Annotated in this window: 19 protein-coding genes; 8 read left to right on the top strand and 11 right to left on the bottom strand. The window is 53.6% G+C overall.

Annotated features, from left to right (window positions below):
• Positions 1-170: 170 nt before the first annotated feature.
• Complete coding sequence (locus KIH39_RS15040; protein WP_213494053.1) at positions 171-617, top strand: DMT family transporter; 447 nt, start codon at positions 171-173, stop codon at positions 615-617.
• A gap of 159 nt (positions 618-776) precedes the next feature.
• Complete coding sequence (locus tag KIH39_RS15035; RefSeq protein ID WP_213494052.1) at positions 777-1,730, top strand: B12-binding domain-containing protein; 954 nt, start codon at positions 777-779, stop codon at positions 1,728-1,730.
• Here KIH39_RS15035 and KIH39_RS15030 read toward each other — a convergent pair.
• The 3 genes from KIH39_RS15030 to KIH39_RS15020 are packed head-to-tail and all read right to left on the bottom strand — an operon-like array spanning position 1,714 to position 4,212.
• Entirely contained in the window at positions 1,714-3,030 is a 1,317-nt protein-coding gene (locus KIH39_RS15030; RefSeq protein WP_213494051.1) for a PQQ-binding-like beta-propeller repeat protein, read from the bottom strand. The two genes, KIH39_RS15035 and KIH39_RS15030, sit on opposite strands and share 17 nt — an antisense overlap.
• A 49-nt stretch (positions 3,031-3,079) precedes the next feature.
• Positions 3,080-3,559: a DNA starvation/stationary phase protection protein Dps gene (gene dps / locus KIH39_RS15025; protein WP_246539311.1), complete on the bottom strand. Its 480-nt coding sequence runs from the start codon at positions 3,557-3,559 to the stop codon at positions 3,080-3,082.
• Between the two features lie 11 nt (positions 3,560-3,570).
• Entirely contained in the window at positions 3,571-4,212 is a 642-nt protein-coding gene (locus tag KIH39_RS15020; RefSeq protein WP_213494049.1) for an NAD(P)H-dependent oxidoreductase, read from the bottom strand.
• A gap of 189 nt (positions 4,213-4,401) precedes the next feature.
• Between KIH39_RS15020 and KIH39_RS15015 the strand changes: the two genes are divergently transcribed.
• Positions 4,402-4,755 carry a YidB family protein gene (locus tag KIH39_RS15015; protein WP_213494048.1) on the top strand — a complete coding sequence of 118 codons (354 nt, stop codon included), beginning with the start codon at positions 4,402-4,404 and terminating at the stop codon, positions 4,753-4,755.
• 11 nt (positions 4,756-4,766) lie between these two features.
• Here the strand turns inward: KIH39_RS15015 and rfbG are convergent, their stop codons facing one another.
• From rfbG to KIH39_RS15000, 3 genes are all read right to left on the bottom strand, one after another.
• Positions 4,767-5,885, bottom strand: a complete 1,119-nt coding sequence (rfbG, locus tag KIH39_RS15010; RefSeq protein ID WP_213494047.1) for a CDP-glucose 4,6-dehydratase — start codon at positions 5,883-5,885, stop codon at positions 4,767-4,769.
• The gene (gene rfbF, locus KIH39_RS15005) at positions 5,882-6,658 is read right to left on the bottom strand and encodes a glucose-1-phosphate cytidylyltransferase (RefSeq protein WP_213494046.1); all 777 of its coding nucleotides are present in this window, start codon (positions 6,656-6,658) and stop codon (positions 5,882-5,884) included. Before rfbF ends, rfbG begins: the two co-directional genes overlap by 4 nt.
• 138 nt (positions 6,659-6,796) lie before the next feature.
• Complete coding sequence (locus KIH39_RS15000; protein ID WP_213494045.1) at positions 6,797-7,348, bottom strand: inorganic diphosphatase; 552 nt, start codon at positions 7,346-7,348, stop codon at positions 6,797-6,799.
• A gap of 275 nt (positions 7,349-7,623) precedes the next feature.
• On the opposite strand from KIH39_RS15000, the gene KIH39_RS14995 reads away from it, so the two are divergent.
• The 4 genes from KIH39_RS14995 to KIH39_RS14980 all read left to right on the top strand — a co-directional run bounded on the left by KIH39_RS14995 (position 7,624) and on the right by KIH39_RS14980 (position 12,088).
• Positions 7,624-9,540, top strand: coding sequence for a DUF4214 domain-containing protein (locus KIH39_RS14995; protein ID WP_213494044.1), 1,917 nt, complete (start codon positions 7,624-7,626; stop codon positions 9,538-9,540).
• Positions 9,541-9,597: 57 nt separating this feature from the next.
• The gene (locus KIH39_RS14990; RefSeq protein WP_213494043.1) at positions 9,598-10,776 is read left to right on the top strand and encodes a hypothetical protein; all 1,179 of its coding nucleotides are present in this window, start codon (positions 9,598-9,600) and stop codon (positions 10,774-10,776) included.
• Positions 10,773-11,426: an alpha/beta fold hydrolase gene (locus KIH39_RS14985; protein WP_213494042.1), complete on the top strand. Its 654-nt coding sequence runs from the start codon at positions 10,773-10,775 to the stop codon at positions 11,424-11,426. The genes KIH39_RS14990 and KIH39_RS14985 overlap by 4 nt, the downstream gene beginning before the upstream one ends.
• A 98-nt stretch (positions 11,427-11,524) precedes the next feature.
• A complete protein-coding gene (locus tag KIH39_RS14980) occupies positions 11,525-12,088 on the top strand; it encodes a DUF6580 family putative transport protein (RefSeq protein ID WP_213494041.1) in 564 nt (187 codons plus the stop codon).
• 55 nt (positions 12,089-12,143) lie between these two features.
• On the opposite strand, the gene KIH39_RS14975 is transcribed toward KIH39_RS14980, so the two are convergent.
• A complete protein-coding gene (locus tag KIH39_RS14975; RefSeq protein ID WP_213494040.1) occupies positions 12,144-14,219 on the bottom strand; it encodes a BBP7 family outer membrane beta-barrel protein in 2,076 nt (691 codons plus the stop codon).
• Positions 14,220-14,424: 205 nt separating this feature from the next.
• Between KIH39_RS14975 and KIH39_RS14970 the strand changes: the two genes are divergently transcribed.
• On the top strand, positions 14,425-15,105 hold the full coding sequence (locus tag KIH39_RS14970) for a hypothetical protein (protein ID WP_213494039.1): 681 nt from the start codon (positions 14,425-14,427) through the stop codon (positions 15,103-15,105).
• A 4-nt stretch (positions 15,106-15,109) separates the two neighbouring features.
• On the opposite strand, the gene KIH39_RS14965 is transcribed toward KIH39_RS14970, so the two are convergent.
• The 4 genes from KIH39_RS14965 to KIH39_RS14950 all read right to left on the bottom strand — a co-directional run bounded on the left by KIH39_RS14965 (position 15,110) and on the right by KIH39_RS14950 (position 20,171).
• Positions 15,110-15,937, bottom strand: a complete 828-nt coding sequence (locus tag KIH39_RS14965; protein WP_213494038.1) for a PDZ domain-containing protein — start codon at positions 15,935-15,937, stop codon at positions 15,110-15,112.
• 40 nt (positions 15,938-15,977) lie between these two features.
• Entirely contained in the window at positions 15,978-16,841 is an 864-nt protein-coding gene (locus KIH39_RS14960) for a PDZ domain-containing protein (protein WP_213494037.1), read from the bottom strand.
• Between the two features lie 128 nt (positions 16,842-16,969).
• Entirely contained in the window at positions 16,970-18,901 is a 1,932-nt protein-coding gene (locus tag KIH39_RS14955) for a redoxin domain-containing protein (RefSeq protein WP_213494036.1), read from the bottom strand.
• A gap of 265 nt (positions 18,902-19,166) precedes the next feature.
• Positions 19,167-20,171: a prenyltransferase/squalene oxidase repeat-containing protein gene (locus KIH39_RS14950; protein WP_213494035.1), complete on the bottom strand. Its 1,005-nt coding sequence runs from the start codon at positions 20,169-20,171 to the stop codon at positions 19,167-19,169.
• Positions 20,172-20,207: the final 36 nt, after the last annotated feature.

Here is a 20,207-nt window from a genome sequence, read left to right as displayed (position 1 = left end):
AGATACTCTGTAAAGATTATAGACACCAAGGACTGCATTAGTCAGTAGCGGCGGAAGGGATCCATTCTTACGCGCGGGAAATTCCAAAAGAACCGGGATTGACTGACTGGCGGATAGAAAAGAAGTAGTCTAAACGAATCGTTCGAAAGAGAATTTTTTAGGATTGCTACATGAATCAAGGATTTTTCATGTCTCTGGCCGCGGGGGCTGGCATCTGCATCGCCTTTCAGGCCGCAGCGAACGGAAAATTTCGCCAGAACATCAACGAACCGCTTTGGGCCGCGTTTCTTTCAATCTGCGGCACTTTTTTGTGCGCCTGTATCACCATGCTGATCACCCGGCCAAACGTGCCGGAAAGCGACGCTTTTAAAACCACCCAATGGTGGAACTGGATCGGCGGTCCACTGGGTTGCCTGATCGTACTCTCCGGGACCCTTCTCATCAGCCAACTGGGAGCCGCCCGATTTCTGGCCTTCGTAATCGGCGGTCAACTACTCGCAAGCCTGCTTCTGGACCATTTTGGACTGATGGGTCTGAAACCGGATCCGGTAACCACCGGACGGCTTTTAGGTGTGTTATTGATCGTAGCCGGCGTCGTTTTGGTAAAATTCTCTTGAAAATTAAAGTTGGAATTATGAAAAAACCCTTCTGTTCTGGAACTGACGGTTCTCGACAGTTAAATTGCTGACGGAAAGCCCTTTTTTTGGATTTTAAGTCCCGGCCAGGACTAGGATCTTAATAATCTGAGAGAGGGAAGAACTCTGTTTATATTCGATATGAACAACGAGGAAATAAACGCTGGGACGAACCGGTATGTCTCCACGGCTGTGGTGGCTCGCGCTCTCGGCGTGGGTGTCAGCACGGTGAAACGATGGGTCGATGAAGGCATTCTACCCGCGCATCGCACGGCCGGAGGACATCGCAAGCTCCTCATGTCGGATGTGATCCGTCTCGCTCGCGATGGGAACCTCCCGCAGGCCGATCTCAGTCAACTTAACAATCAGATCAACTCGGTCGATTACGCGAACGCCGTCTCTTCCCAGCAGAAACTGTTGCAAGCTCTCTGTACGGGAGATACAACCACCGTCAAGTCGCTCATCCATGGTGCCTACCTTCAGGGCTGTTCCATCGAGGAGCTGGCCGACAATATTATCTCGCCGGTGATGCGCGAAATCGGCCATCAGTGGGAGCGAAAAGAAATTGAGATCGCCACGGAGCACCGGGCTTCTGAAACGCTGCTTTCCGTGCTCTATGGTCTGAAAGAACTGATCCACTCGGCCGTTCAGGGGGCGCAGCCAGTGGCCATTGGGGGTGCCCCGGAAAACGATCATTACAACCTGGCTCCGTTTCTCACGAAACTTGTATTAATGGAACATGGTTGGAAAGTGATCTATCTCGGCCGACATACTCCCTTTGTGGCCTTCGAGGATGCCATCCGGGAGTTTCAACCGAATCTGGTCTGGCTCAGCGTTTCGCATCTGGTGGACAGCGAGCGATTCATTGCCGAGGAAAATGCTTTTTTCGAAAAGTGCCAAGCGCTCCAGGTGCCCTTGGCCGTGGGAGGCCGGGCACTCGATTTTTCAATAATGCCCCGACTGAAGATGGATTTTCACGGCGAAAACTTGAGTCAATTTGCCCGCTACAGCCGTACGCTTCATGACAATCCCGGCGTGCCGCGGCGGGGTCGCCCCCCGCTCAACGGCTATTCCACCACTACTTCGTCAAACTGACGCAGATCAGTTCCTTGTCATTTCTAATAAAAGCACACTTGTTGGCGAATGCCGGGTGCGACCAGACGACGCTGCGACCAAAGGCCGAGTTGGTGGGTTCGATGACTTTCGCCCGGCTGATCTCTTCATAGCCTTTGTCCGAAAGCTTGGCGATGATCAGATGCCCGGATTCCGAGAACAGGAAATATCGGTCGCCATTCTTCACGACGAAAGCCGTGCCGGAACCTACGGGCCGTTCTTCTTCCTTTCCGGTGATCGGAACACTGGTCTGCCAGAGCCGTTCACCCGTTTCCAGTTTCACGGCTGTTAATTTTCCCGGCTGATCCACACCATAGATAATCCCGGAATCGATATAGGGGGTCATGTTTACAGGATAGACCGATTGGTCTTTTTTCCCGCGATAGACTTCTGTCACTGCAGGCTTATTCTTGTCCAGCTTTAGCAGGAGGGACTTGTTCTGAATCCCTGCGGCGAAAAGGTAATCGCCCGCTTTCTGGGGTACCATAATCGACATGCCGTAATTCGGTTCCAGAGCTTCGCTCCAGTACTTGTTTCCCGTTTCCGGATCGAGGCCGTTGATGTCTTTGGAGGACCAGATAATTAACTGCCGTTTGCCGCCCGCTTCGATGATTACAGGAGCCGAGTAGCCCGGTTCGGGAGCATCGAGGTTATGCCAGAGTTCCTTGCCGGTGTCTTTATCGAAAGCCACCGCGAGAGCGTTTGGACCTCCCGTGATGCAAATCAGCTTTTTGCCATCAACGAGCGGATGCCCGCAGAAACCCCACATGGGTGTCTTGGCACCGTAATCGGATTTGAAGTCTTTGGCCCAAATTTTTTCACCGGTAGCCGCGTTCAAGCAAACCAGATTGCCTTCGGCGCCGAGGGTATAAACCTTGCCGCCCGCTATCGTCGGGGTGCAACGGGGGCCGGCGGGGTAAGAAATGTTGTAAATGCAAGGATACTCGAAATTCCAGATCGGTGCCCCGGTCTTAACGTCCAGGCAATGCACCCGTTCCACACCCGCGAGTTTCCCTCGAGTCGCGGGATTATTCTCCGCCGTTACCCCTGTTTTGAAGTCGGTGACGTAGACTTTTCCATCAGCGACTGCCGGCCCGGCATAGCCGCCGGCGATCGTAGTTCGCCAGAGGATTTTTGGGCCTCCTTCGGGAAATTTTTCCACGAGACCGGTTTCCGTCCAATTAGCGTCGCGTTTGGGGCCCAACCACTGCGGCCAGTCTTCCGACTTGACATTCGATGCGATGATGGCCGCGCAGGCCAGCGAAAGAAGAATCCGTTTCATGAGTATTCCTCAAAATATTAAGGGCAGAAGTGTGGGCGAATTCAATTGTTTAATGGTCGGCGTGCAGATGGGCTTCCACAAACCAGAGCTTCTTATCCAAACCTCGTGAAATGCCGGTGAAAAGATCGGCGGTATCAGCATCCAGATCGTCCGACTGACCAATAGCTTCGCGAACGGCCTTGGCGCTGCGGGTCAACGCCTTGGCCACAGCCTCCAGATGCTCTTTGCCGGTCTTGAGAATTAACGGATAGGGTTCCAGGCTGGAACGCTTGTGAACCACGGCTACGGTACCTTCCGCCACGCCACCCAATGCGGTCACCCGCTCGGCCACATCGTCGACATACTCCGCGATTTCATCCACAAATTCGTCGAACATCTCATGCAGGGCGATAAAGCTCGGCCCTTTCACGTTCCAGTGGGCCTGCTTGGTCTGCAGTTGCAGATCGATCAAGTCCGCTAGCCGGGCGTTGAGGAGTTCGATCAGCTTGGTTCGCTTTTCCAGTGGTATATCGATTCGTGTTGGGAACATGCTCATTTCTCCTAGATGTATTGAATCACGTCTTCCGTCTTAAAGCGTACCTTGGGGGCCACGGCGCTTTTGTCATCGTTCGCACGATAACCCACCGGACAGACAACCAGCGTCGTAAAGCCTTGCTTGTCGAGGCCGAGAATTTCATCGTATTTTTCTGGAATGATGCCTTCCATCGGGCAGCTATCGATACCCAGCACCGCTGCAGCGGTCATTAAAGTACCCAGCGCGATATACGTCTGTCGGGCATTCCAGTTTAAAACGTCGGCCAGCGACATGCGACTGACGCTCCCTAGAATCATTTTCTTCAAACCTTCATTGATCGCGCCGCCCCGAACTTCGGCGATACGCTGGATGTATTTGTCGACAAATTCTTCGGTCAGTTCTTTCTTCACGGCGAAAACCACCAGATGTGAAGCATCTGCCACTTGGGTTTGCCCCCAGGATTCGGTTACCAGCTTGGCGCGGACGGCCGGGTCCAGAACCACGATGAACTTCCACGGTTGCAGGCCGTAAGAGGAAGGAGCGAGAACGAGCGATTCTTCCAGAGTCTTCCAGTCGGTCTCGGAAATCTTGCGGGAGGTGTCGAATTTTTTTACCGCATAACGCCAGCGGAGTTGCTTCAACAGATCTTCATTAGCGAGTACGGACATTGGGAAATAACCTCAAACTTTAGATATGTGTAGTCAGTAATAGCCACGCCTCGCAGACATCTTACAGATAATTGCTTTGTCCTTGAGGATCAGCACATTTGGTCGCTTGACATTTCCACCAACCCACCGAAAAAAGAAGTAGGGATTTTTCCGTTTTCCTCATCTGCATCCGGTCGAGAGGTTTTTGTTATGGGCATATTGATCAATCTGATTCAGTCGATCATCAGCAAATTATTCGCAGGCAATACTACGAAATTCATCTCTGTGGTCACGGCCATGCTTCAAAACAAGGAGGGGGGCTTAGCCGCCATTCTGGAGCAGTTTCAGAAGCAGGGTATGGGACACCTCACCAGTTCCTGGGTGGGCACCGGAGAGAATGCCGATGTCTCGGAAGAACAGCTTCAGCAGGGTCTCGGCCAGGATAAGATTCAGGAATTGATCAAATCGACCGGTTTGAGCGAACAAGACCTGCTGGCCAAGCTGAAAGAGCATCTGCCCAAGATCATCGACAAGCTGACTCCGGAAGGCAAACTGCCCGAGTAAGGTCAGCGCAATCAACTCGCCCACATCTCCGTGCGTTTTGCCAGCCCCGCTTCGTAATCCGCGATTTGCTTGAGTGTGAAACTTCGGGTCTGAAAAGTCGCTTTGGCTAGAGCTCGATTCGCGTACCATTCGGCTGTCATTTTTAGAGCCTCCGCCGTCGTCAGAATCGGTAACCAGTTCAGCAAAGTCGCCGCCTTACTGATATCCAATTTCAAAAAGCTCGCTTCGTAAAGCTTGTTCGTGACGGGGGCTTCTATCCTTGGAGGCGGTACGGGCTCCGACCACCGGGCAACCAAAGCATCCACCACCTGGCGGACAGTCCAGTTCGCTCCGGGACCGGGACCGAAATTCCATCCCTCGGCCAACGTCTGCGGATTCTGAAATTGGTGATAGGCCAGATGCAGATAACCCGAAAGCGGCTCGAGAACGTGTTGCCAGGGACGAATGGCGTGCGGATTTCGGATATGAACGGACTCTTGCTTCTGAAATGCCCGAATGCAGTCGGGCACAATACGATCTTCGGCCCAGTCCCCGCCGCCGATTACATTCCCCGCTCGGACCGAAGCGATGCTCGTTTGCGACGCCGTGCCAAAGAACGATTTGCGATAGGCTGCGACAACGAGTTCGGCACAACCCTTGCTCGCACTATAAGGGTCGGAGCCGCCCATCGGATCATCCTCCCGAAAGGCCGTAATGCGATTGTCGTTTTCGTAGCATTTGTCTGAGGTAATGATCTGGCAGACGCGAACGCTCGGGCATTCCCGCACGGCCTCCAGCAAATTCACCACGCCCATCACGTTGGTTTCAAAGGTTTCGACCGGCTGCCGATAGGAAAGCCGGACCAAAGGTTGGGCGGCCAGATGGAAGACGACTTCCGGTTGAATGCGGGCAACCGTCTCTCGAAGAAGTGATCCTTCGCGGATATCGCCGATAGTACTGGATTCAAGCAAATCGTGGATTTGGGCCTCTTCAAAGAGGCTGGGGTCGGTGGGGGCGGGCAGGCTGAAGCCATGTACCTCGGCCCCCAGTGAACTCAGCCAAAGAGACAACCAGCTTCCCTTGAAGCCGGTGTGGCCGGTCACCAGAACTTTTCGGCCGCGATAAAAAGAGTTCCACAAAGCTCGGCTCATGACCAGACTTTCCAGGGGGCCCGGCCGGTCGCCCACATGTCGTTGAGCAGTTGGTATTCCCGGTAGGTATCCATGGCGAAGAAGAAACCATGATGTTTGAAAGCCATCAGCTGCCCCTCGGCCGCAAGTCGTTCGAGTGGCTCCCGTTCCAGCATGGTTTCATCGCCGCGAAGGTAGTCGAAAATCTTTTTGTGAAAAACGAAGTAACCCATGTTCACCCAGCCTTCGATGCTGGGCTTCTCCGAAAATTGCTCAACCAGACCATCGCCTTTGACGTTGAGAACGCCGAATTTGGATTGCGGCCGGACTGCGGTGACTGTCGCCAGCTTGCCGTGCGACTTGTGGAATTGAATCAGTTCCGGGATGTTTACGTCTGAAACTCCATCCCCGTAGGTGACCATGAAAAGATCGTCTGAGATGTACTTGCGAATCCGGCGTACCCGGCCGCCCGTCATGGAATTGGCCCCCGTATCGGCGAGCGTGACGCTGAATTCTTGTTCTTCGTGGGCGCCGTGATAGGTCAATTCGTGCTTGCGGCCCAGCTTGATCGTGAAGTCGGTCGTCATCGCCTCGTAGTTCAGGAAGAAATCTTTGATGATATCTCCCTTGTATCCCAGGCAGAGTATGAACTCCCGCAGTCCGTAGTGGGCGAAGAGCTTCATGATATGCAGCACGATCGGTTTGCCGCCGATGTCGACCATCGGTTTGGGCTTGTATTCGGTTTCTTCCCGGAGTCTAGTTCCCTGACCCCCGCACAGCAGCACGATTTTCATGCTCAGAAGCTCTTCAGTTATTCCTAGTAGTAGGCGGATCTCCCAGTTTTCATGTTAGAGAGATCCGCCTGTCGAGGTAGAGAGCGGCGGCCTGCCAGAAGGGAGTTTGCCGAAGTGGGCGTTCGTGGGATATCGCGCTTAGCCGAGCACGGTACCCAGAGAGGTGCGAAATCGGTCCACGCATTTGCGGACTTCATCCGTACCTTCTGTGGCGCCGATCCAGCCCAGAGATTCCGTTGTGGCGCCTTCGAGTTGCTTGTAAGTGCCGAAAAAATGTTCGACTTCGCGAAGGTAGTGAGGCGGAACATCTTCGAGATTCTTGATATGACCAAACAGCGGGTCGCTATTGGGCACACCCAACACCTTGAAGTCGTTGACCCCTTTATCTTTCATCCGGAACATTCCGACAATCCGGGCTTCAATCAAACAGCCACTAAAAGTCGGTTCGTTGACCATCACAAGCATATCCAGCGGGTCGGCGTCATCCGCGAGCGTCTGCGGGATGAATCCATAGTCTCCGGGGTAAACCGAAGAACTGTAAAGGTATCGATCGAGGCGGATCAGACCGGTCTCCTTGTCCAACTCGAATTTGCTACGCCGGCCTTTGGGTATCTCCACGATCATATTGACCACAGAGGGGATACTGGTGCCCGGATTGACCATCATGTACGGACTGAGCCGGATTAGCATTGCATAGCCTTTGGAATCTTTAAATTAATTTACCCAGTTATCCTATTACGTTTCTCTTGCGGCTGGTAGGACCACAAAAGGAAGTGGGGCTTGAAGTTAAACTCACTACAGTCATCAAAATCGCTGAAATCGATTCGAATCGATAAGAACTGACTTATTGGTGCCCCTTTTCGCTGGATAGTGAGAGACTCCCGTGCGGAATTAAAGATATAGCGGACTCTCTGCACAGTTAGCTTAGTTTACTTTTGCACATAAAGACACAGGCGGAAGTGAAGATGTTCTCATCAATTCGACGCAAAGCGAACAAAAACAGCTCCCCGAAAAATTTGGGGACGAAGTTGCATCTCACTGCGCTGGAAGATCGAACGGCGCTGTCGATCTATCTCCCGACCCCGGGGACCCCGAGTAATGTCTATCTTTTGGGCACTCCCGGAAACGATAGTTTCATTGTTCGCATTTCCCCGACGAGCGCGACTCAAATTCAATTCAGCGACAATGGCGGCTCGACCTTCAGTACCGCGAATCTCTCCGATGTGACGGCCATTTACGTTCAGGACACGACAAATCTCCCCACGGGAGTTACGGCTTCGCAAGTTCAGAACGGCGGCGATGACACCCTGACAATAGATAACTCGAATGGCGTGGTCGGGAAGAGTACAGCGCTCCCCATTTACTACACCGGGGGCCAAGGCAAGAATCAGTTAAACTTGATCGGTAATCCCAAGGTCACGCTGAGCGAAACATATAATCAAACCGCCGGTTCCACCAGCGGTGGGACAATCACGGCCACGGGAAGCAGCAGTTCTTTCACAGTGAATTTCAACACGATCTCGCTGATTCAGGATTCGCTGACCGCATCGAGTTTCACCTTCAATCCGATTTCGGGCAATAACGTCGTCTCCGTACAGAACGGCGACCTGATCAACGGTAACAACAGCCTGAAACTGACCGGCATCGATTATCAGGGAATCACCGACCCGCTGTTCCTCTTGAATCACTTCAACAGTAATACCAATAGTGGTCTGGCCTCGTCCTCCTTTGTGCCAGTCGATCTGCTGAACAAAACGGCCGTCACAGTCACGACTGGGGCGGGCAATTCGACGTTTCTGTTGAACGAAACTGGAAGCGTGGCCGGTTTGAGCACTTTAACGCTCAACGGCGGGACTGGTACGAATACCCTCGACAAAGGCAGTTTCACCAGCACGGTCAACGTCAGCACAAATAACATGGCCACGGTGAACGCCTATTCCTCGGCAGACTGGTTCATCCAACGGCTCTACATGAACGATTTGAAGCGGGTCGCCAGCCAGGCAGAAATTGCGAATTGGCAGGCCGCTTTGACAGCGATAGGGCAGGCCGGTGTAACGAACGCGATCGATAATTCCCAGGAAGCGCAGATGCGCGAAGTGAACGCCTGGTATCAGGCGTTTTTGGGCCGGGCGGCTGATCCTAGTGGTCTGGCCAATGGCCTCACCAGCTTGAGCAAAATGACCTCAGAACAGTACATTGCTTCGATCATCGCTTCGCCAGAATTTTACAGTCTGCAAAATACTAACAGCAGTATGACGGCCGATCAGAATTTCATTCAAGGCCTCTACGAAAATGTGCTGAATCGTTCGGCCGATGCCGCCGGCTTGAATACCTGGACTACTCTGATGTCGACTTATTCTCGAACTCAGATCGCACAACTCTTCCTGACTTCGCTGGAGTTCCGCACCTCGACAATTAATTCGATGTACAGTGCGCTATTGCTCCGGCAGGCTGATCAGGGCGGGTTAACGTCCTGGTTGGGGAACAAACTCGACACCGCCAGTATGCGACGGGCCTTCCTGTCCAGCACGGAATACCTGAACCCCGGGCTGACCAGCGCCACCAGCGAACAACTCTATACCAATGGGGGAGCCATCGGTATCGCGGGCTCTTCCTCCAGTCCCGACAATGTCCAGTACTATTCTTTCCAGATGCCTAACTCGGGCCTTCTGACGCTGACATTGAGCTCGACGGCCAACACCGGCTCAGGCACGCTGGTACTTACGGATGCCTACGGGAATCCGATCAATTCCATCAGCTCAACTTCCGGTACGGGTAACTCCAATAACCTCGTGGTCGGTGGCCGGACTTATTACGTGGCCGTCAGCTCCGCCAGTACGACCGCTTTCTCGTTCAACTTCACCGCGAATCTTGCCAATTAACGTCAAAGATAATTAGGAACGAATGCTCCCAGTTCCGGACATTATTGGAGAGTGTGGATGAGAACACTGATCGCTGGAATATTCTTGTTGGGCTACGGTACGTTTGCCGTGGCCCAATCACCACCACCAATGGTGGAGAAGTTTCTGCACTCCGGAGAGTTCCTCAAAGGGGAACAGCACCTGGAACATATACTTGCGGAACAACCGAAAAACGATGAGGCGCGATTCGGACTCGGCGTTCTCCAGCTTTTACTTGCGGTCGAAAAATTCGGCCAAGCGCTCTACGAACATGGCCTGAAATCCGATCAGGACTTTCCGATACCGTTCCCAAAAAATCCCGATCCCGCGACGATGCGGTATGCGATCTTTCGCCAGTTACTGGAGGATCTGCGGTTGGGGCTCGAACGAGCGGAAAAAACTTTTGCCGAGATTCAGGATGAGAAGGTCAAGGTACCCCTCCGTCTGGCGGCGATCCCTCTGCATCTGGATAGCTCGGGAAAACCCACTGTTCAGCTGCTCGAACTTTGTCGAAAACTCAATGGAGGAAGATTTCAATTCGAAAAAGAGAACCCCGAATTTCTGGTCTGCTTCGATCGGGGCGATGTCGCCTGGTTTCGGGCCTATTGTCACCTCCTTGAAGCCATTATCGACGTGGTCCTGACATTCGACGGGGAAGCCGATTTCGACGCCACGGCATCGTCCTCCTTCGCAAAATATCAATCTCGTTTCACAGCGGCGGAACTCCAAGAAAAAGCCAAGAATCGCAATTTCAGTACGAAATTGATACTCGTGGAACCCAAGAGATTGAGTCGCTTTCGCCTGCACCTGATCCAGGTGGCCAAACTCAACCACGAAACCTGGAAGTTCGTGCGGGCGGAGACTGATAACGATCACGAATGGCTACCCAATTCCAAGCAAAAAGGGGTATTGGGCTTGGCCGTCCAGGATCAGATGATCGATTCCTGGCTGGCTTGTATGAGCGAACTTCAGGATGTCCTGGAAGGGAAGAAGACCTTTGTGGCTTCGTTTCTTTCGCGAAAAGGCAAAGGGATCAACCTCAAGGTCTTACTCGAAGATCCTCCGCTGTCTTGGGATTTCAATAAAGCGCAAACCGATTGGCTTCCCGACGAGAAATACTGGATGAAAGCGCCCGATCTCAATTTGGCGGCATTCTTCCAGGCCCTGCAAATTTTCAATAACCCCATGGGTGTGGCGTACGCGGCCTGGTTCAATTGAAAACCGACGAATACAAATCGCGTCCGACAGATGTGCTGCTGGTGCATGGGATGGGCCGATCGCCGTTTTCCATGGCGCCGCTGGCCCGACGACTACGTCGTGAGGGACTGCGCACGCATTTTTTCGGCTACCAGGCGGCGCGCGATCCTTTCCAAAAAATAGCGGGACAACTCAGGAAATTTCTTGATCAACATACCCAAAAAAAGTTGATCGTGATTGGCCATTCGCTGGGCGGCCTGCTTTTGCGAGTCGCCATCGCCGAGCAAGCGCCGGAAGCCCGGCCACTGCAGTTATTTCAGCTCGGCAGCCCCAATCATTCCCCGCAACTCGCCCGCTTCTTTCAGAAACGATTTCTGTTTCGCATTCTCAATGGCGATCCCGGGCAGCGGCTCTGCGATATCGATTGGATGAATGCCTTGCCGGGAGTTACCATTCCCACGGTGGCCATCGCAGGCACAGCAGGAATGCGGGCAAACTGGTGGCCGATAGGTCACGAACCCAACGATGGAATCGTCACCGTACGGGAAGCCAGTTTGGAGAAGGCAACAGTCATTGAATTGCCGGTGCGGCATACCTTCATGATGAACTATAAAATTGTCGCCGAGACGATCATCGCAAAAATGAACAAAGGATTTTTCGACCCTGTCTGAGGTGGCTTAAGCCGGAAATTCACTGTTCAGCATTGAGCCAACGAATAAGATGACAAATCGGATAAACTAAGTTGGTATTCCCGCAGGTTTCAAAACGTATGAACTTCGATAAGACTGATCGCAGGCAGAAATTCCTTCTGGCGCTGAGCCTTTGCGCCGCTACCGTGCTGCTGCGGCTATTTCCGCTAGCCCCGAACTTCACGCCCATGACGGCCCTGGCACTGTTCGCGATCACTTTTTTCGGCTTCGGCTACCAGTCGTTCCTGTTCATTTTCGCCACGCAGATTTTCGGCGATCTGGTTTTGGCGCTCCAGCACGGCGATATGGAATACGCTTTTCATTCCGGACTGCTGGGTGTTTACGGCAGTTGGTTTTTAATTGGCTTGATGGGATACCTGCTCTCGCGCAAACTCACACTGGGGAGTAGCGTCGGCTTCGGGCTGGCGGCCTCGATACTGTTCTTCCTGGTTACCAATTTCCAGTACTGGCTCTCGGCCGATTCGGAATACACCAAAAACTGGAACGGCCTGATGGAGTGCTATACGGCCGCTTTGCCGTTTTACCGGACGATGGGCGCTTCCGCTTTGATTTTCTCGGTACTCTTTTACGTGCTGGCCGTGTTACCCGTAACGGAAAGTTCGGCGGAAAAGAACTCGAATTGAACGGCTGAAAAATCGAAACCCCGGATGAGGCCATAGGCCCTCCGGGGTTTTTCTATTAGTATTGCAGAGTCAGCCCGATGCTGAGGCCCTGGGTCCAGTAACTGTCATCCCGCCACATAATTCCGGGTCGCTGCGTCTGGCTGCCGTTGCCGTTGGTAAACGGCAAGTAATTCGAGTTGATCGTGGTATCTATCACATCCCCTGGGCGAACCACCGAAGAGAGATACACGAAGTTGTAGCCAATCGAACCGATCAGGTTGTTCGTGAATTTATAATTGAATTTCAAACCGACTTCCGGGGCGAAGGCCAGTCGCTGCCGCTGGTATTCGCCGATATTCGTCGGTAGAGCCAGGAAGCCGCCCGGTTGTCCCACCGGACCCGAGGAGGGGGAGTATCCGTTGGCGAAGCCATTCACGTAGACGTTCTGCGTCGAAGTACCCAGAGAGATCTTCGAAGTGAAATCGAGAGACCAGCGCGAAGCCTGGTAGCTCGTTTTCATGGCGATCTGCCCGCCGTTGAAATCGTTGTGGGTCGAGAAATGATCGTAGGTGGCAATCGTGGCGGGTTGGTTCGGGTAGATCGAGTAATCTTGAATTTGCAGATCATCGGACAAATTGAAATGCCGATAACCGAACATGAAGTACATCGTCATACCAGGGCTCAGGAATTCGAAATGCGGATCGTACAGGAGGTGGATTTCCTGTCCATCGAAGCGAGAATTCGTTTGAATGTTAATGCCGCCGGGATTTCCTGCCCCGGCAATCGGTAGAAACTGTGGAGTATTCGTGTCGGCATCCCGGAATGGCCGTAGTAAGTAAAGATCACCCGCCGAGCCGAACTGTTTTTCGGTACTTTGATCGAAGAGCGTCATCGTCGTGACGTCGATGCCCCAATGAAGGCTCGGTTCCAGCCAGGTGCCCAGGGCCACTTCAACTCCGGGAGCCGTTCGGGAACCTGGTCCCGAATTCAAATAAAGCGGGAAAGTTCGTCCCATCACCGGATTTGCCGGCGTACTGGCGCTCGAAGGCATGCCTCCATAAAGCAAAGCGGGCAGTCGGCCGCGCGGCGTGAAGTAATGCAGATAGTCCACATCCAACCACCACTTCGGCTTCACCGGCATATCGGCCGATATGCCCAGATACTCTTTGCAGGCGTTCACATCCTGGTCGCGCGCCGGATCGCAGTTTGGATCCCAGAACGGTTTTTTCTTCTGCGGTTCGTTCGGCGCTCCCACGCGTTCGGGATTGGTCGGCAGTTGCAGCATTCCCGGCTCGCCGAGATTCCCGGAAGTGGAAGAAGTCGTCGTCAACTTTGCCGGCAGAATTGGCGACGGAGTGAGCGATTGCCCACTCGGCGGTGTCATTGCCGAAGGAACGCTCAGGGGCGGCAGTTCGTTAAAAGCTGACAGGTTCACATCATCGTTTGCATTGCCCTTGGCCGAGCTCGATGCTGCTGGTGTAGGGGTGTTAGGGAGCTTAAGACTGTTGGGAATCGGCGGTGCTTCCTCCGATATCGTCAGCGGCTTTACATAAGTGGTGCCGAGCGGAACCGGTTTCTTCGGATCCAGCGAGGGCGGGACGATCGGATTATCCTCCGAATTCAGCGAAGATTTTCCATTCGCTGGCGACACGGGAACTTTCGGAGGGGAAGGAGGAACCGGGACGTCCAGCTTGGGTAACTCAATGGGGGATTTGTCGGCTGGTTTGCCACTGCCGCTCTGCGGGGCCTCGAGATTGGGCAGTTCCAGCTTGGGAGGTTCGACGACACTCTTTGATTCAGCTGGTTTCACAGATTTGGGCAGTTCCGGATCCTGCGGAAGTTGTACGTTCGGCACGGCAGGAAGAGCGAGCGCAGGCATACTTCCAGTCGCGTTTGCCGGAATCGGATTATCGACTTTCGGAACTTCGAGTTTGGGGAGATCCAGGGAAGGGAGTTCGACACCTTTTGCAGGTGCAGTCGGTGCATCTGGAGCGGTTTTCAGGGCGGGAAGAGGAGGTAGGCCCGGATCATCGGCCGTTTTGACCCGAATCGTCTCGGGTACCGGACGAGAATCCTGAGCCGCAACGGGGCTGTTGAAGAAACCAACACCGCAAACCGCCAGTGCCAAACTGCGGAAATACCATCGTCGCATTACCGCACTCCTTTGCATGCCGTATCCTGGTGAACGACCCTGTCCACATAACGAGACTAAAGGGGATTTCCCTGCGTCCCTGAAACTCCCCTAATGACATATCTGGATAAAAAATCCAGTCCATTTTTAATTTCGCTCAAGTTGCGCTTTACAGAAACCGAACACGCGGCTATTCCCTCCCAGCTACTAACAGCGGAGAGCGACCATGCGCATTTACCTGATTGCCCTTATCTTCACCAGCTTCCTGAGTTCGGGCTGCGCGCTGGATGAGTTGTTCACGCAAAACGACAAAAAAGTCGAACGATTGGATCATCCGTTTCCGACTTCCAACCTTCCTCCCGCGGCCTTGATCAATGCTTCTCGCGTCGATACCCTCGGCCGCAAGATCCTGGGAACCAACCCCGACATCAAAGTCAATCCGCTCTTCCTGACGGTCGGCCTGCAGACGCAATCGATTTATCACACGGGCTTGGAGCAGGTGATTATTACCGAGGGGCTGGTGCAGCGCTGCAAGAACGATGCGGAATTGGCCGTGTTACTCTGTAACGAACTGGCTCTGATGGAATTTTCTCGCCAGGCAGCGAATGAGCCTGAACCGCGGCCGCGCGGAGAACCGCCGCTGGCACCGCCGATCACAGGCGATCGGGGAGGTTACGGCGGAATGGGTTCGGATATGACTCGAATGGCCGAACTGGCGAAATGGGAAGAGCGGAACCCGCGCCGGGATTCTTCTCCTCGACGGCCGAATCCGCAGAACATTGAAGATTCCGCTCGAAGCTATGCGATCAAAGCCGGCATCAGCCCGGAAGAGTTCAGCCAGGCGTTACCGCTGGTGAAATTTGCCCAGACCAATGCGGAAAAGGAAAAAGGCAAGATGGGGAATTAGTTCTTTACAAGCCCGTTTCGGGGGCTACTTTAATCGTCTTCTCGACGCCGTCGCGTTTGATAACCAATTCGACGGCTTTCCCAGGCTTAACGAAGCTGCTGGCGTTGTAAGCATCGGAGATACTGTCGGTCCAGCGGCCATCCAGTGTCAGCAGTCGGTCGCCCACCTTCAGGCCAGCTTTATCGGCGGGGCCGCCGGGAAATAATTTTTCGATCGTGATGCCTGCAGCTTCATCCGACTTCGCGGCGAAGCTGAATCCCCAGTATCCGCCGGGAGCCAGCACTTTCGGACCCTGTTTGCCGCTGCTGCCGGCCATCATGGTTTTCATCATCCCCTGCATCACATCCTCGGGCTGATAGCCGTTGGGGACGAACTTCAGTTCCTTGGTTTGATAGTTCACCGTAGTGGCGAACCGGGCGAAGAAGGGGAACCCGACGATGCCGTCGATCGATTCGTTGTACTTTTTCTCGTAGAAGCGGGAGAAAGCGGAGACCGTGGGATGGTCCATTACCATGGTCGTCACTTTTTCGACTTCGAGATCGCCCAGCTTGAATTTTTTGATCGTCTGAGGCGTGGTCATGGCGCCAAAGAAAAAGCTGTTCGCCGTTTTGATGACTCCGGAATCCTTGGCGATCCGGTTGTCGATCAGGGTCATCGGCGCGCCGGTGTCGAATATCAGATTGTAAGGCCCTTTGTCGTTGAGCTTCACTTTGATCATGAAGTGGCCGGTCTCAATCTGCGTGAAGGGCACCGTGATCGGTTTCGGGGCGTCCTGAGCTCGTCCCTGCAGCGCAAGGAGTAAGCAGCATCCAAAAGCTAGTGTCTGTTTCATGGATCTATTCTCGTGCGAGCGTCTCGCGGTGAAATTTCTGTTACAGGCCTTTGCCCAATTTGACGGTGTAGGATTTTTCTTCCTTGGCTCGTTCGATCGTCAACTTGATGCTGTCGTTCTCGCCGACACTTGAGGTCGCTTTGATCGCTTCTTTGAAGTTGTCGGTCTCTTTCTTATTGAGAGCGACAATGCGATCGCCTGCCGCGAGACCGGCATCGGCCGCCGGACTGTTCGGGATGACCGATTGAATGAACAGTTTGTCGTCTTTAACTTCGAGAGTCACGCCGAGGAAACCGCGCGGCCGCGTTTCGAAGTTCGGCTTAAACCCCATCAGTGGCCCCAGAGTCTGCATCATGGTGCCGATCATTTCGAGACCGCCCTGGCTGGAATCCTTGCCTCCTCCTAAGCGTTGAATATCCGCCGGAGTGAATCCTTTAAGCGCCTTCCAGGTCAGCTTATCTTTGGTGAAGTCGTATTGGATTTCGAATTGGGCAAGCACCGTGTAGCCGAGCACGCCATGAAGTTCGACCCCGGCCACGCCCAGAGCATTCATGCCCTTTAGCTGGAACATCTCGATAGCGAGTCCCTTGGCTTTGGGAATGGTCAGGCCGCCTTCCACTTCGAGTTTATCGAACGTGGCCCAGCCATTTTCCGACTTTACGCCGAGTTTCTCTGCCACTTTCTCACTGAGAATCAGGGCCGGGGCGCCGGTGTCCAGAATGAAGTTGAAAGGGCCTTTTCCGTTGAGCTTCACCCGAACCATGACGTGCTTGGTGTCGGTGAGCTTATAGGGAATGTGATAGCTCGGCAGAACTTCCTTCGGTTTGGGAGTCGTTTCTTGAGCTGACGTGAAGGAATGGCCTTGTGCCAGAAAGCACACGGCCAGAAGGAGTTTAAATTTCATGAGATTTCTGGGAATGGAGATCGGTTAATCCAACTGTAGGAAGTATAGAGGCCCGAATGGCCCGGGCCCAGAGGATTCAGGGAGGGGACAGTTCCCGCAGCCTCTCTATTAAATGGACGATTCAACGCTTATTTCTTGTCTTGAGTTTTCTCTTTCGGCTTCTGGGTGGCCGGAGGAATCGGTCGGATCGAAGCGGAGCCCGCTCCTTTTATGGGGGTCAGCCCGATAAACCCGAAGAGCATTTCATCGGTGGTCTGTTCCCCGACGATTACAGTTTTGGGAGGATTCGTAGGATTGTTGGGGTTCTTGGAACTGTTATCGTAAACGGCTTCGATATCGAACTTCGTTCCCTTTTTGATCGCCATGGGCTCTTTCAACCAGTAAGTTTCCTGCCAGTTGTAATCCCATTCGTGAATATCGACGAGGGTTATTGCATCCTGGCCCGGTTGCTGCATGGTCACTTTCACCGATTTGCCCAACAGATGCATATGCGGCATTACGCTATGCAGGGTGCAATCGCTTTGAGCCCAACCAGTACCGTGTGCGACATAGTGAGGTTCGTTGGCCGGGATGACATTCAGGAATGGCCGAAGTCCCTGGATGGTGCCCGTCCGGAATGGCTTGTCGATGTTCCCTTTAGCGAAGTAGAGACCGAGTTTCAGCCGATCTTTCTCCGGCTTGCCGTTACGGTGATAGTGTGTCTGAATGATAATGTCGGCTCCGGCGGGAAGAAAGTAGCCGGACCCTTCCGGTAGGAACCTGGGAACCTGACCCGGCGCCCAACCGCTAAGCCCACCGAAGGCCGGTTTACCCGGGGGAGCCTTGCTGGCATCGGGGAGGAAGCCGACGCTCATGGCTACCGAATAGCCTGGGCCGTAGTCCTGTTCGTTGGGCTCCTTCTTGCGTTCTTTTTCTTTCTTCTCCATATCCCGGCCGCCGCCTGTGAGATCAAAGAAGTTCAGAGTGTGGTGAACCACCGCTGGATTGCCCGGTCGTACTTCCTGAGCGATTACATACTTGTCTTCAGTCAGGCCAGTGGGGAGCACAAAGCAACGGAAGGCATCGACGCCGCTGGGCCCGACGTGGAAATCTTCGGGAACTTCCAGAATCAGATCGGGCTTGCCCAGTTTCCAGCCTTCGACGAACTCACGCGGTTTTGGAGCCTCCTGAATATTCCCCTCGGGAGTGCCGCCATCGACCCACTTGGCAATCGTTTCAATTTCCTGATCCGTCATCCGGCGATCGTTCAGGTAGGCCGGGCCGCCGTGCGGTTTCCAGGGGGGCATCTGCCGGCTTTTGGAATATTCCTTGATATCGTCGGCCCAGTTCACTGCCTGCTTGTAGGTCATCAGCGAGAAAGGGCCCACTTCGCCGGGGCGATGGCATTCCTGGCAGTTCTTCTGCAGGATCGGCAGGACATTTTTGTAGAAGGTGATTTGCGTGGTGATTTTCCGATCCAAGGCCGCCTTCGCGACTACCGGACAGCCGATGGCTTTAGTCGCAGGTGTCGAGATCGCTTTGCCCGCGACCAATTCGTCCAAAGCTTTGACCAGATCGAATTCGGTGGTGTTCTGATTTTTCTTCAACCGGGCGGAGTAGGCATTATCAATCCGGCCGCGATAACGGAGCACGAAGTTGTGATCGAGCAGAAAGGCTTCAGGGGTCGCGGTGGCCTTGAAGGCATCGGTCACGGTCAATTCGGGATCGACGAAAACGGGGAAGGGGATTTTGTACTCTGTGACGAGTTTGCGAACAGAGTCCGGCTGCTCATCGGTAGGGCAGAGGCCGATGAACTGAATGCCCTTTTCCTGGTACTTTTTATGTAGCTCCGTCAGCGTCACGGCGTAGCTGTTGGAAACGGGACATTCAAAAGACAGAAAGACGACCGCGATCCCTTTTTTGCCCTGAAAACTGGAAAGCTCCGTGATTTTCCCTTCCAGCGAAGTCAGCTTGACTCCATCAATTTTCTTTCCGAGTTTATCGGTTACCAATACGGGATCCGCATAGAGTGAACTGGTAAGGCAACAGGCCAGTAACCCTCCCAGCAGCGATCGTAGCATAGCGTCAACTCCCCAAGGGTAATTCTGTTTTTACTACCCGCATATATCTCTAGCAGTTTCAACAGATCCGATGCCAATGTCCAACTTTTTGGCCTGCGAGTAAATCATCCAAAAAAGTAGCTCATCGAAATCGTATTGTAAAAAGGGATTCGTTTGAACGTGCAATTAATTATGGCTTTGATCGAATTTTCATCGACCTTTCCCAATTGCTGGGAAAAGTCGGGAATTTCTTAAAACTCCCGCATCAAAACAACAATCCGCGAAATTAACGCTGGAAGATCGGCAGATAATTAGCCGGGACAGACAGGATGATCACTCCGATGGCCGTGCTGTAGATCGTCCCGGCGGAATGCTCGATCGGTTTGGTCCAATTGCCATCCTCATTCTGGGATTCCAAAAGCTTGTTCCGCATGTTCGTGTAGTACTTTTCCCAGGCTTTTCCACCGACTTGGTGCATGGCGTGACAGGCATAATAGTGGCCGTACCAGTAGTGTTCGCGGGGGAAGTCCATCTGCGAAAGCATATAGTCGATCGATCTGTCGACGTTCTTATCGTATTCGCCAGTCAATTTTACCACGCACACCCCCGCGGCGGTGCGGGCGAAGCCGGGAGCCCGAGTCATCGGCATGTAGCAGTAGCCGCCGGAGCCCGGATCGTAGCATTTGTTAATGTATTCCAGGGCATTTTTCAGGGTCTTATCGGGAACGTGAATTCCGCTGTCCTTGGCACCGCGGAGGGCCATCACTTGCATGATGGTCACCGAAATATCCGAACCGGAAGGGGAAGGGGAATAGCGCCAGCCGCCTTCCGGGGACTGGCTGCGAACGATCAGATCGACGGCCCGCTTCAGGGTATTTTTTGTTTCTTCGTCCTTCGTCATCCCCCACGCCTGGGAAAGCACGAGGGTGGACATACCGTGACAGTACATGTTGCCGCCGCCGCGACCCGCGAGATAGCCATCCGATTCCCGAGCCGAGGCGATAATGAAGCGAATGCCCTTGGCGACTTCCGGCCCGTACTTTCCCTGATTGGGGATATGGCCTTGGGACATATAGGCCAACAGCACGAAGCTGGTGATGGCGGTGTTGTGGGGATAGCGGGCGTCACCCCAGGAGCCATCCTCATTCTGTTTGGATTTCAACCAGTCGTAAGCTCGCTCGCAAGCTTTCTTGGTTGGTTCATCCAGCTTGACGTTATCCTCTTTCGGCGGAGCGGCGCAGAGGCGGGTGGAGAGACCCAGAAACGCAAATAAGAAAAAAAGTGTACGCATGGGACTTAGCTGCCAGACCCGGATGGAATTCAGGAG

This window comes from Telmatocola sphagniphila (genome assembly GCF_018398935.1).
GTDB lineage: Bacteria > Planctomycetota > Planctomycetia > Gemmatales > Gemmataceae > Telmatocola > Telmatocola sphagniphila.
The sequence above is the reverse complement of the archived record's forward strand: the minus strand, read 5'-3'. Positions and strand labels throughout refer to the sequence as shown.